This window comes from Yokenella regensburgei, assembly GCF_051486985.1.
Classification (GTDB): domain Bacteria; phylum Pseudomonadota; class Gammaproteobacteria; order Enterobacterales; family Enterobacteriaceae; genus CBFFRJ01.
Window position 1 is genome coordinate 109,023 of record NZ_JAHVDV010000012.1, and the last position, 12,929, is coordinate 121,951.

Annotated in this window: 11 protein-coding genes and 1 riboswitch; of the genes, 8 read left to right on the forward strand and 3 right to left on the reverse strand. The window is 54.1% G+C overall.

Annotated elements, in window-relative coordinates; genetic code table 11:
* Positions 1–197 precede the first annotated feature (197 nt).
* Positions 198–1,349 (reverse strand): acetylornithine deacetylase, encoded by a 1,152-nt coding sequence (argE, locus tag KXR87_RS10865; RefSeq protein ID WP_437432276.1) that lies wholly within the window; start codon positions 1,347–1,349, stop codon positions 198–200.
* 172 nt (positions 1,350–1,521) lie between these two features.
* Here argE and argC point away from each other — a divergent pair, with 172 nt between their 5' ends.
* The 4 genes from argC to oxyR all read left to right on the forward strand — a co-directional run bounded on the left by argC (position 1,522) and on the right by oxyR (position 6,005).
* A complete protein-coding gene (argC, locus tag KXR87_RS10870; RefSeq protein ID WP_437432277.1) occupies positions 1,522–2,526 on the forward strand; it encodes an N-acetyl-gamma-glutamyl-phosphate reductase in 1,005 nt (334 codons plus the stop codon).
* Between the two features lie 15 nt (positions 2,527–2,541).
* Positions 2,542–3,318: an acetylglutamate kinase gene (gene argB / locus KXR87_RS10875; RefSeq protein WP_437432278.1), complete on the forward strand. Its 777-nt coding sequence runs from the start codon at positions 2,542–2,544 to the stop codon at positions 3,316–3,318.
* Between the two features lie 86 nt (positions 3,319–3,404).
* Positions 3,405–4,778 carry an argininosuccinate lyase gene (gene argH / locus KXR87_RS10880; protein ID WP_437432279.1) on the forward strand — a complete coding sequence of 458 codons (1,374 nt, stop codon included), beginning with the start codon at positions 3,405–3,407 and terminating at the stop codon, positions 4,776–4,778.
* Positions 4,779–5,087: 309 nt separating this feature from the next.
* Complete coding sequence (gene oxyR, locus KXR87_RS10885; protein ID WP_437432280.1) at positions 5,088–6,005, forward strand: DNA-binding transcriptional regulator OxyR; 918 nt, start codon at positions 5,088–5,090, stop codon at positions 6,003–6,005.
* On the opposite strand, the gene sthA is transcribed toward oxyR, so the two are convergent.
* Positions 5,988–7,388 carry a Si-specific NAD(P)(+) transhydrogenase gene (gene sthA / locus KXR87_RS10890; RefSeq protein WP_437432281.1) on the reverse strand — a complete coding sequence of 467 codons (1,401 nt, stop codon included), beginning with the start codon at positions 7,386–7,388 and terminating at the stop codon, positions 5,988–5,990. The two genes, oxyR and sthA, sit on opposite strands and share 18 nt — an antisense overlap.
* A gap of 196 nt (positions 7,389–7,584) precedes the next feature.
* On the opposite strand from sthA, the gene fabR reads away from it, so the two are divergent.
* Positions 7,585–8,223, forward strand: coding sequence for an HTH-type transcriptional repressor FabR (gene fabR / locus KXR87_RS10895; protein WP_437432282.1), 639 nt, complete (start codon positions 7,585–7,587; stop codon positions 8,221–8,223).
* 10 nt (positions 8,224–8,233) lie between these two features.
* On the forward strand, positions 8,234–8,587 hold the full coding sequence (locus tag KXR87_RS10900; RefSeq protein WP_437432283.1) for a YijD family membrane protein: 354 nt from the start codon (positions 8,234–8,236) through the stop codon (positions 8,585–8,587).
* A 52-nt stretch (positions 8,588–8,639) separates the two neighbouring features.
* Here KXR87_RS10900 and trmA read toward each other — a convergent pair whose 3' ends face one another.
* Positions 8,640–9,740, reverse strand: coding sequence for a tRNA (uridine(54)-C5)-methyltransferase TrmA (gene trmA, locus KXR87_RS10905; RefSeq protein WP_437432284.1), 1,101 nt, complete (start codon positions 9,738–9,740; stop codon positions 8,640–8,642).
* 118 nt (positions 9,741–9,858) lie between these two features.
* Positions 9,859–10,038: riboswitch (cobalamin riboswitch) on the forward strand.
* 66 nt (positions 10,039–10,104) lie between these two features.
* On the opposite strand from trmA, the gene btuB reads away from it, so the two are divergent.
* Together btuB and murI are read left to right on the forward strand one after the other, a co-directional pair.
* Positions 10,105–11,955: a TonB-dependent vitamin B12 receptor BtuB gene (gene btuB, locus KXR87_RS10910; protein ID WP_437432285.1), complete on the forward strand. Its 1,851-nt coding sequence runs from the start codon at positions 10,105–10,107 to the stop codon at positions 11,953–11,955.
* Positions 11,900–12,751, forward strand: coding sequence for a glutamate racemase (murI, locus tag KXR87_RS10915; RefSeq protein ID WP_437432286.1), 852 nt, complete (start codon positions 11,900–11,902; stop codon positions 12,749–12,751). The genes btuB and murI overlap by 56 nt, the downstream gene beginning before the upstream one ends.
* The last annotated feature ends 178 nt before the right edge of the window (positions 12,752–12,929 follow it).

Here is a 12,929-nt window from a genome sequence, read left to right on the forward strand (position 1 = left end):
ATAGATATCAGACACCGCCTTTTATAAAGCCACGTAAAATCCACGGCGTCAATTGCGGCGAAATCGGTTCAGCAAACGAATAAATGGCGTGAATTTACGAAATTTAATTCGCTTTGCGGCTGATAAGCGTTGCTTATGAAAATGTGAACAACGTCACTGCGATTTCACCTCACCCTGGCAGGGTGAGATGAGGTAAATCAGTGCCAGCAGAAGTGATGCACCACCTGGGTTATCAGCTCGCGGGTGGGCTTAATAAAGCGCGTCTCAAGATATTCATCAGGCTGATGTGCCTGATTAATGGAACCAGGACCTAACACCAACGTGGGGCAAAGGGTCTGGATGAAAGGCGCTTCGGTGCAGTAGTTCACCACTTCTGTCTCCATGCCCAGCAGTTTTTCCACCACTTCCACCAGTTGGTGATCGGGCGGGCATTCGTAGCCTGGAATCGGCGGGTGCAGTTCGGTGACGGTAAGACGACCCGGCCAGCGGCTGCTTACCGGCTCCAGGGCCTCAGCAAGCAGCCCGTTGAGATCGTTAAGGGTCATTCCCGGCAGCGGACGAATATCCATGTGCAGCTCGCAGCAGGCACAGATGCGGTTAGAGGCATCGCCACCGTTAATGCTGCCGAGGTTCAGCGTCGGGTAGGGGACGGTAAAGGCATCGTAGTGATAACGCGTTTTCAGGTTATCGCGCAGATGCAGGATATGGCCGATGGCGTCGTGCATCAGCTCTATGGCGTTTACGCCCCGTGCCGGATCGCTGGAGTGGCCCGATTGCCCAAGAATGCGGATCGCGCTTGAGATGTGACCTTTGTGGGCGCGCACCGGCTGCAGGGAGGTTGGCTCGCCAATGATGGCGCAGTCCGGGCGCAGCTGCGTGTTTTCGGCGAAGTAGCGTGCGCCTGCCATACTGGTCTCTTCGTCGGCAGTGGCCAGTACGTAGAGCGGCTTTTTCAGCGTCGTCACATCAATATCACGCAGGGCATCCAGGATGAAGGCGAAGAAGCCTTTCATATCCGCCGTCCCCAGCCCGTAGAGTTTGTTGTCGTGCTCGGTCAGCGTGAAGGGATCGCGCGTCCAGCGACCGTCATCAAAGGGGACGGTATCGGTGTGACCGGTTAACAGGAGGCCACCCGCCCCCTCACCAATGCTGGCTAACAGATTAAACTTATTGCGCGTGCCGGGAACGGGCTGAACTTCCACCTTGAACCCGAGGTCGCCAAACCATCCTGCCAGCAGATTGATTAAAGAAGCATTGCTTTGATCAAGGGCTTCTTCCGTTGCGCTGATGGACGGCGTGCCAATCAGGGCGCGGTAAATCTCGATAAATGGCGGCAAATTCATTTTCATTGTTGACATACCTGAGTTCGTGATAGTATCAATATTCATGCATTAATAGTGAATAAAAATACATTAATGTTGAGCGTAAAGGAACCCATTCGGCGCCTTTACAGAGCGACGTGGGATTGATGTCGAATCACTCCCTGGCAAACTTGACGCACTAAGAAGGTAGACTGCCCCGATGTTGAACACATTAATTGTGGGTGCCAGCGGATATGCCGGCGCAGAGCTAGTGACCTATGTAAATCGCCATCCTCATATGAACATAACCGCTTTGACGGTTTCAGCGCAAAGCAATGATGCAGGAAAATTGGTCTCCGATTTACATCCGCAGTTGAAAGGCATTGTTGATCTGCCGTTGCAGCCAATGTCCGACATCAACGAGTTCGTTGAAGGCGTTGACGTGGTGTTTCTGGCGACCGCGCACGAAGTGAGTCACGACCTGGCACCACAATTTCTTGCCGCTGGCTGCGTGGTGTTTGACCTCTCCGGTGCGTTCCGTGTTAACGACCCCGCGTTTTATGAAAAATTCTACGGCTTCACGCATCAGCACCCTGACCTGCTGGCGCAGGCGGTCTACGGGCTGGCGGAGTGGAGCACTGATGCGCTGAAAGCGGCGAATCTCATCGCGGTGCCGGGCTGTTACCCAACCGCAGCGCAACTCTCTCTTAAACCGCTGATTGATGCCGGCGTGCTGGATCTCAACCAGTGGCCGGTGATTAACGCAACCAGCGGTGTGAGCGGCGCAGGGCGCAAAGCGGCAGTCTCTAATAGCTTCTGTGAGGTCAGCCTGCAGCCTTATGGCGTGTTTAACCATCGCCATCATCCGGAAATCACCACCCACCTCGGCGCACCGGTGATTTTCACCCCGCATCTGGGTAATTTCGCCCGTGGCATTCTGGAAACCATCACCTGCCGCCTGAAGCCTGGCGTGACGCACGGGCAGATTGCAGAGATTTACCAGAAGGCCTACCGCAATAAGCCACTGGTGCGCCTGTATGAAAAAGGCGTGCCGGCGCTGAAAAACGTAGTGGGTCTGCCCTTCTGCGATATCGGCTTTGCGGTACAGGATGAGCACCTGATTGTGGTCGCGACCGAAGATAATCTTCTGAAGGGGGCGGCGGCTCAGGCTATGCAGTGTGCAAATATTCGTTTCGGCTATGCTGAAACCCAGTCTCTTATCTAATTGAGTGCAGGCGTGATGATGAACCCATTAATTATTAAACTCGGTGGCGTACTGCTGGATAGTGAAGAAGCGCTGGAGCGTCTGTTTACCGCGCTGGTGAATTACCGTGAATCCCATGAACGTCCGCTGGTGATTGTGCATGGCGGTGGCTGTGTGGTGGATGAGCTGATGAAAAAGCTCAGTTTACCGGTGACCAAGAAAAACGGTCTGCGCGTCACCCCTGCCGATCAAATCGACATTATTACCGGCGCCCTGGCGGGCACGGCCAACAAAACCCTGCTGGCCTGGGCGAAGAAACACAAGATTGCCTCTGTTGGCCTGTTCCTTGGCGACGGAGACAGCGTGAAAGTCACCGAGCTGGATAAAGAACTGGGCCATGTGGGTCAGGCGCTGCCCGGCTCGCCGAAGCTGGTGAATTCCCTGCTGGAAGGCGGCTTCCTGCCGGTTATCAGCTCGATTGGCGTGACCGACGATGGCCGCCTGATGAACGTCAATGCCGATCAGGCAGCGACGGCGCTGGCAGCAACGCTGGGAGCAGATTTGATTCTCCTTTCAGATGTGAGCGGGATTCTGGATGGCAAAGGCCAGCGTATCGCCGAAATGACGGCGGCCAAAGCAGAACAGCTTATTGCGCAGGGCATTATCACCGACGGCATGATTGTGAAGGTGAATGCGGCGCTGGATGCTGCGCGCGCCCTGAACCGCCCGGTGGATATCGCCTCCTGGCGTCATGCAGAGCAACTGCCTGCGCTGTTTAACGGCACGCCGATTGGCACGCGTATTCTCGCGTAAGCACAAGCAACCGAATCTTAAGGCCGGACAGGCGCAGCGCCATCCGGCATAAATATCAGAACGAAACGAATTTAAGGAAGCATGTTATGGCACTTTGGGGTGGGCGTTTTTCACAGGCAGCAGATCAACGGTTCAAACAGTTCAATGACTCTTTGCGCTTTGACTATCGCCTGGCGGAGCAGGATATCGTTGGCTCTGTGGCCTGGTCCAAAGCGCTGGTCACCGTGGGCGTGCTGAGCAGTGAAGAGCAGGCTCAGCTGGAAGGCGCGCTGAACGTTCTGTTAGAGGAAGTGCAGGCGAACCCACAGCAGATCCTCGAAAGCGATGCGGAAGACATCCATAGCTGGGTGGAAGGCAAGCTTATCGATAAAGTGGGTCAGCTGGGTAAAAAGCTGCACACCGGGCGTAGTCGTAATGACCAGGTGGCGACCGATCTCAAACTGTGGTGCAAGGATACAGTAGCAGAGCTGCTTGCCGCCTGCCGTCAGCTGCAAAGCGCGCTGGTGGAAACCGCAGAAAATAACCAGGACGCGGTGATGCCAGGTTACACCCACCTGCAACGTGCCCAGCCGGTAACCTTTGCCCACTGGTGCCTGGCCTACGTTGAGATGCTGGCGCGTGACGAAAGCCGTTTGCAGGACACGCTTAAGCGTCTGGATGTCAGCCCGCTGGGTTGTGGCGCGCTGGCGGGGACCGCTTATGAGATCGATCGTGAGCAACTCGCCGGTTGGCTGGGCTTTAGCTGCGCGACCCGTAACAGTCTGGATACCGTTTCTGACCGTGACCATGTGCTGGAGCTGCTCTCTGATGCTTCAATTAGCATGGTGCATCTGTCTCGTTTTGCCGAAGACCTGATTTTCTTTAACACTGGCGAAGCCGGATTTGTAGAGCTGTCCGATCGTGTAACGTCGGGCTCCTCGCTGATGCCGCAAAAGAAAAACCCGGATGCGCTTGAGCTTATCCGTGGTAAATGTGGCCGTGTGCAGGGGGCATTGACCGGCATGATGATGACCCTCAAAGGTCTGCCGCTGGCCTACAACAAAGACATGCAGGAAGACAAAGAAGGGCTGTTCGATGCGCTAGACACCTGGCTGGACTGCCTGCACATGGCGGCGCTGGTGCTGGATGGCATTCAGGTGAAGCGTCCGCGTTGCCAGGAAGCGGCGCAGCAGGGCTATGCTAATGCCACTGAGCTGGCGGATTATCTGGTCGCTAAAGGTGTGCCGTTCCGTGAAGCGCACCATATTGTGGGCGAAGCGGTGGTAGACGCTATCCGGCAGGGTAAGCCGCTGGAAGATCTGCCGCTGGCCGACCTGCAGAAATTCAGCGCCGTCATTGCCGAAGATGTCTATCCGATTCTGTCGCTGCAATCCTGTCTGGATAAGCGTGCCGCCAAAGGCGGAGTATCCCCGCAGCAGGTCGCGCAGGCGATTGCGGATGCGAAAAATCGTTTAGTTTGATCCCCTGCGGGCTGATGCCCTCACTCCAGCCCGCTCCCATAAGGAGAGGGCGCAGAGATAAAAAGGCAACCTGGGTTGCCTTTTTGCTTTTATTTATCAGGATTTTGACGCAAAAAAAAGCGGACGCAGAGGTCCGCAAAATGTTCACGTTGGCTTTAGTTATTCAGAGAGAAAGAGGCAGTGGCAACAAGGGTAATGGTGTCCGCTTCGTTTCTGATGCTAATTATTGTACAGAATGCTTGATAGGGATAATCGTTCATTGCTATTCTATCTATCGCCATGAACTATCGTGGCGATGGAGGATGAATAATGAATATTCGTGATCTTGAATATCTGGTGGCGTTAGCTGAACACCGCCATTTTCGCCGTGCCGCGGATTCCTGTCATGTCAGCCAGCCCACGCTGAGCGGGCAAATACGTAAGCTGGAAGACGAGCTTGGCGTGATGCTTTTAGAGCGCACCAGTCGCAAAGTCCTGTTTACGCAGGCTGGTCTGTTGCTGGTGGATCAGGCGCGCACCGTATTGCGTGAGGTCAAAGTGCTCAAGGAGATGGCAAGCCAGCAGGGGGAAGCCATGTCTGGTCCGCTGCATATTGGCTTAATCCCCACCGTTGGTCCTTATCTGCTGCCGCATATTATTCCTTTGCTGCATCAGACGTTCCCGAAACTGGAAATGTATCTGCACGAAGCGCAAACCCATCAGCTACTGGCCCAGCTGGATAGCGGTAAGCTCGACTGCGCCATTCTCGCGCTGGTAAAAGAGAGTGAAGCCTTTATTGAAGTACCGTTGTTCGATGAGCCGATGATGCTGGCGATTTATGCCGATCACCCCTGGGCAAACCGCGACCGCGTACCGATGGCAGACCTGGCGGGTGAAAAACTGCTGATGCTGGAAGATGGACACTGCCTGCGCGACCAGGCGATGGGCTTCTGTTTTGAGGCCGGCGCGGAAGAAGATACCCATTTCCGGGCGACCAGTCTTGAAACGCTGCGCAACATGGTTGCGGCAGGAAGCGGCATTACTTTGCTGCCTGCGCTGGCGGTTCCCCGTGAGCGTGAACGCGATGGCGTAATCTATCTGCCCTGCATCAAGCCGGAACCACGCCGTACCGTTGGGCTGGTCTATCGTCCAGGCTCCCCACTGCGCAGCCGTTATGAACACCTGGCAGAGGCCATCCGTGGTGCAATGGATGGCCACTTCGACAGCGCGTTAAAACAGGCGGTTTAAACCGTTTAGCGCCGCTACCCGATAGGCTTCGGCCATGGTCGGGTAGTTAAAGGTGGTGTTAACAAAGTACTCGATAGTGTTACCACCGCCTTTCTGCTCCATAATCGCCTGACCGATGTGAATGATTTCGGCCGCGCGTTCACCAAAGCAATGAATCCCCAAAATCTCTTTGGTTTCACGGTGGAACAGGATTTTCAGCGTGCCCACGCTCATGCCCACAATCTGCGCCCGCGCCAGGTGCTTAAACTGCGCGCGGCCCACTTCATAAGGCACTTTCATGGCGGTCAGCTGCTGTTCGGTTTTGCCGACAGAGCTGATCTCAGGAATGGTATAGATACCGGTGGGGATATCCTCAATCAGATGGGCGGTGGCCTCACCTTTCATCATCGCCTGCGCGGCAATGCGACCCTGATCGTAAGCGGCCGAAGCCAGGCTTGGATAGCCGATGACGTCTCCGACGGCATACACATGCTGAAGCGCGGTCTGGTACATGCTGTTCACTTTCAACTGACCGCGTCCGTCAGCATCAAGCCCAATGTTCTCCAGCTGCAGGCTGTCGGTATTACCGGTGCGTCCGTTAGCATAGAGCAGGCAGTCAGCTTTCACCTTCTTGCCGGATTTCAGATGCATAATCACGCCATCCTCGGTCCCCTCGATGTGCTCGTACTCTTCGTTATGACGGATGACCACACCGCTGTTCCAGAAGTGGTAGGAGAGGGAGTCTGACATCTCCTGATCGAGGAAGGCCAGCAGACGATCGCGCGTGTTGATCAGATCGACTTTGACATTCATCCCCCGGAAGATCGACGCATATTCGCAGCCGATCACCCCGGCACCATAGATGATCACATGGCGTGGCTCATGATGCATATTGAGGATGGAATCGCTGTCGTAAATGCGCGGATGCGCAAAATCGGTATCGGCCGGATGGTACGGGCGTGAACCGCAGGCAATGACAAATTTCTCTGCTGTCAGCGTTTCGACCGAGCCGTCCGGGCACTCCAGCGCCAGCGTATGCGGGTCAATAAAGTGCGCATTCCCCTGCAGAATTTCACAGCGGTTACGTTCATAGAAGCCCTGACGCATCTGCGTTTGCTGATTTATCACGCTGTCCGCGTGGTTAAGAATATCGGCAAAGGAGGAGCGAAGAATGCGGGTGTGGTCGCTGTATAATGGGTTTTGATTGAATTCGATAATGCGGCTGACGGCGTGGCGGAGGGCTTTTGACGGGATAGTTCCCCAGTGGGTACAACCACCGCCCACGTTATGATAGCGCTCAATGACCGCCACTCTGGCACCCTGTTTAACCAGACCCATAGCAGCACCTTCACCGCCCGGGCCTGAGCCTATAACTATTGCGTCGTAATCGTAGGAATGTGGCATGGCAAGGCTTACCTGTTCTTATACATAAAAGCAACATAATAGTAACATCAACAGCGCGATAACCCAATTATCGTTGTGCTTTTTTCGTGCGCGAAAGCAGAAAGAGCTCGTAAACAATCATTCACAAACCAGTACAATCCGATTAGTTTTATTCTCTGGTATAGTGCCAGCAGGTCTGCGGAAGGATTCAAGCATTGTGATGGGCGTAAGAGCGCAACAAAAAGAGAGAACCCGGCGTTCGCTGGTTGAAGCGGCATTCAGTCAACTGAGCGCTGAGCGAAGTTTCGCCAGCCTGAGTCTGCGTGAAGTTGCGCGCGAGGCGGGCATAGCCCCGACGTCCTTTTATCGTCATTTCCGCGATGTGGATGAACTCGGCCTGACCATGGTCGATGAGAGCGGATTGATGCTGCGTCAGTTGATGCGTCAGGCGCGTCAACGTATCGCCAAAGGCGGCAGCGTTATCCGTACATCCGTTTCAACTTTTATGGAATTTATCGGCAATAACCCAAATGCGTTCCAGCTGTTATTACGTGAACGCTCGGGTACCTCTGCGGCATTTCGTGCAGCGGTGGCGCGTGAAATCCAGCATTTTATTGCGGAACTTGCCGACTATCTTGAAATCGAAAACCATATGCCGCGGGCGTTCACTGAAGCGCAGGCCGAGGCGATGGTAACGATTGTGTTTAGTGCAGGCGCTGAGGCGCTGGATGTAGGCATTGAGCAACGCAAGCAATTAGAAGAGCGACTGGTGCTACAGCTGAGGATGATTTCCAAAGGCGCGTATTACTGGTATCGCCGTGAACAAGAAAAAATGGCGCATCAACCCGATGAGTGAAGGACGAGTAATGAAACAGTCAGGTCAAGATAGAGGTACGTTGTTGCTGGCGTTAATCGCTGGCTTATCCATTAATGGCACCTTTGCAGCGATTTTTAGCTCCATTGTGCCTTTCTCCGTATTCCCCATTATTTCCCTGGTGCTGACAGTGTACTGCCTGCATCAACGCTATCAAAACCGTACCATGCCCGTGGGTCTGCCTGGCCTTGCGGCCGCCTGCTTTATTCTCGGTGTATTGCTTTACAGCACCGTGGTGCGAGCGGAGTATCCGGACATCGGCTCCAACTTCTTCCCGGCGGTGCTGTCGGTGATTCTGGTGTTCTGGATCGGTTTTCGTATGCGTAACCGCAATCAGGGGCTGTAGGACCTCAGGCCTGATAAGCGAAGCGCCATCAGGCCTGGCAACCGTTTATAAACTATTTCGCTGTTAACAGAACCCCGCACTCCATATGGTGCGTATAGGGGAACTGATCGAACAGGGCCAGACGTTCAATGCTGTGCGTCTGGCTTAACGTTTCAAGATTCTTACACAAGGTTTCCGGATTACAGGAAATGTACAAAATCCGGGGATACGCCTGCACCATCTTCTCGGTTTCGCTGTCCAGCCCACTGCGCGGTGGATCGACGAAAATCGTCTCGCACTGATAGCTCTTTAAATCGATCCCCTGCAGGCGGTTGAACGCACGCACGCCGTTCATTGCCTGGGTGAACTCTTCTGCCGACATGCGGATAATCTGCACATTATCGATATGGTTTGCGGCAATGTTGTATTGCGCTGCCGCTACCGATGGCTTGGCGATTTCCGTTGCCAGAACGCGGTCGAAATTACGGGCGAGTGCCAGTGAGAAGTTGCCGTTACCGCAGTATAGTTCGAGCAGATCCCCGGTTGACCCTTTTGTTGCACCCAGCGCCCACTCCAGCATCTGTATATTCATGGCGGCATTAGGTTGTGTGAAGCTGTTTTCTACCTGGCGGTAGATCATCTCTTTACCCGCAACGGGCAGACGCTCATCAATAAAGTCCTGATCAAGCGCAATCTTGGTTTTGGTTGCTCGGCCAATCAGTTGCACATTCAGGTTTTGTGCCCGCAGGGCATCACGCAGGCGGGTCGCCTCTTCACGCCACGCCTCGTCCAGCTTTTTGTGATAGAGCAGAGTGACGATGGCCTGATTGCTGAGGGTGGTCAGGTAATCAATCTGGAAAAGCTTATGGCGCAGCGTTTTGTTCTCGCGCAGGCTCTCCATCAACACCTTCATCAGCTGATTAATCAGCTCACTTGCCGCCGGGAAACTGTCCACGCGAATACGACTTTTGCTCTGCTGATCGAAAATGATGTGGTACAGGTCGTCGCCATCGTGCCAGATGCGGAACTCGGCACGCATACGGTAATGGCTGACCGGCGAGCGGAACACCTCCGGTACGGGCGCGGAGAAGGGCGTCATCATCGACTGCAGACGCACGACTTTCTCGGCAAGTTGCGCATCATACTGTTCTGTTGGCAGGTGTTCGGGAGTCATCGTATTTCCTGAATGAGTAAGAATAACGCGGGGATTGTAGGGGTTGCTCAGGGGATGTCCAGCGCCGGATGTTTTTTCGATTCACCTCATAGCAGTCTGGACATCTATATGTTTATGAATGTAGCATCCCTGTTCCGGTCCTGTAAGTTAAAAGGGAATCCAGTGTAAATCTGGAGCTGACGCGCAGCGGTAAGGAAAGGTGGGATGATAGCGAAAGCAGACACTGCTTATAAAAGTGGGAAGTCATCATCTTGTAGTACCTCCAAGCCCGAAGACCTGCCGGAGTTACGTCGCAATTGGTACCGTCGTCGCGAGCTACTGAGGGTACCTGCGGCATCCTTCCTATTATGTGGATGCTTACACAATGATAAAAAAAGTTTCGCTGCTGACGGCGCTCTCCGTCACGGCATTTTCTGGCTGGGCGCAGGACAGCAACCCGGACACGCTGGTGGTGACAGCAAATCGTTTTCAACAGCCTGCCAAAACGGTACTGGCGCCCACGGAAGTCGTAACTCGTGAGGATATCGATCGCTGGCAGTCACGCTCCCTGGTTGACGTACTACGTCGACTGCCTGGCGTGGATATCGCGCAAAATGGTGGTCTGGGTCAGACCGCCTCTGTTTTTGTTCGGGGTACAGAAGCGAAACACCTGTTGCTGTTGATTGATGGCGTGCCGGTTGCACGCTCCGGTATTTCAAACGACCCGGAGCTTAACCAGATCCCCCTCTCTTTAGTGCAGCGCGTTGAATACATCCGTGGCCCGCGCTCGACCGTTTACGGCTCCGGCGCAATCGGTGGTGTGGTTAACGTCATTACCCAGAGCGGTGGCGAGCAATCGCAGATTAATGCCAGCATCGGTTCGAAAGGATACCAGACCTATGACGGCACACTGCGGCAGCGCTTTGATGACACCGTGGTCACTGCCGCTGGATCCTACACCAGTACTCGTGGTTTTAACGTGCAGCCGGGCTCTTCATGGGACCATGATGCTGACCGTGATGGTTACCGCAATAAAACCTTCTGGGGAAGCCTGCAGCATAAGTTCAACGACAATATTGACGGCTTCTTCCGTGGGTACAGCTTTAGCAATAATGTGGACTATGACCTTGGCAGCCCGCCGTTCCTGCCGGAATACAGTGCGGATGAGCGTCAGTTGTACAGTCAGGGGTGGGATACCGGCCTGAGCCTTAATCAGGGGATCTACTCGTCCCAGCTGGTGGCGAGCTACCAGAAAAGCAAAGACTACAACTACAGCAGCATCTATGGTCGTTATGAAGACGGCACCACGCTGGATGACATGGAGCAGCGTTATATTCAGTGGGCGAATAATGTTGCAGTTGGTCATGGTTCGGTGAGCGCAGGCGCAGACTGGAAACAGGAACGTCTGGTCTCCTCTAACAAACGCTCTCGTGAAGCCTACGACCGCGATAATACCGGACTCTACCTGTCTGGCCTGCAGCAGTTTGGCGACGTCACGCTGGAAGCCTCCGGGCGTGAGGACAAAGACGAAGAGTTCGGCTGGCACGGCACCTGGCAGACGGCTGCAGGCTGGGAGTTCGTTGAAAACTATCGTCTGACGCTCTCTTACGGTACCGGCTTCCTGGCGCCGTCGTTGGGGCAGCAGTTTGGTGCGAAGCGTTTTAACATTGCCTCCAATCCGGATCTTAAGCCGGAGGAGTCTAAGCAATGGGAAGCGGGTATTGAGGGACTGAGCGGGCCGCTTGACTGGCGCCTGTCTGCTTATCGTTATGAGATTGATAATCTTATTACCTACAGCGACACGGCTTATTACAACATCAACTCGGCAACGATTAAGGGCGTAGAGTGGACGGGCACTGTGGACACCGGCATCTTCTCTCACCGCGTTACGCTGCAATATATTGACCCGCGTGATGATGAAACTGACGAAGTGCTGCCACGTCGTGCGAAGCGCCAGGCCAAGTATCAGCTTGACTGGGCGGTCTTCGATGTGGACATGAATCTTGCCTGGGAGTATTTCGGTAAGCGCTACGACAACAGAACATCGGCCTACAATCCTGAGCAACGTGTGTTGCCAGGTTACAGTACTGTCGATTTTTCTGCGTCATATCCAGTGACCTCACACCTGACAGTTCGTGGTAAAATAGCTAACCTGTTCGATAAAGATTACGAGACAGCTTATGGCTACCAAACTGCAGGACGGGAATACACCTTGTCTGGCAGCTACACCTTCTGAACTACGGCCCACCGTGCTGGTGTTTGACTCTGGCGTCGGTGGGTTATCGGTTTACGACGAGATCCGGCATCTCCTGCCGGATCTTCATTACATCTACACCTTCGATAACGTCGCCTTTCCTTACGGGGAAAAGAGTGAAGCGTTTATTGTTGAACGCGTTGTTGAAATCGTCACCGCTGTTCAGGCTCAATACCCGCTGGCCCTTGCCATTATCGCCTGCAATACGGCCAGTACCGTTTCTCTCCCGGCCTTGCGCGAAAAATTCTCCTTCCCGGTTGTCGGGGTAGTACCTGCCATTAAACCGGCGGCACGTTTAACCGCAAACGGCGTAGTGGGATTACTGGCAACCCGCGCGACGGTGAAACGCCCTTACACCCATGAGCTTATCTCGCGATTTGCTAATGAATGCACCATCGAAATGTTGGGTTCGGCTGAGCTGGTCGAGCTTGCAGAAGCGAAGCTACATGGCAAACCGGTTCCACTTGATGAGCTTAAGAAAATCCTCCGCCCCTGGCTACGTATGAGTGAGCCACCAGATACCGTGGTGCTGGGCTGTACGCACTTCCCTTTACTGCAGGATGAGCTTTTGCAGGTATTGCCGGAAGGGACACGTTTTATTGACTCAGGTGCGGCGATAGCGCGTCGTACCGCCTGGCTACTTGAGCATGAAGCACCGGATGCAAAATCAGCCGATGAAAATATTGCGTATTGCATGGAGGTCACGCCCGAAACTGTACTTTTATTGCCCGTTTTGCAACGCTATGGCTTCAGAACGCTTGAAAAACTGCCAGTTTAGTGACGTTTTGCGCAAAAAAGAGACGGTTAAAAAGTTTTTTGAATTTTAGACTTGTCAGCCCGGAATAACTCCCTATAATGCGCCTCCACTGACACGGAACAACGGCACACACGCCGCCGGGTCAGCAGGGTGTTCCGGTGAGATTCACTGAGAAGCCCGCAGAGAAAAGCGAAAATAA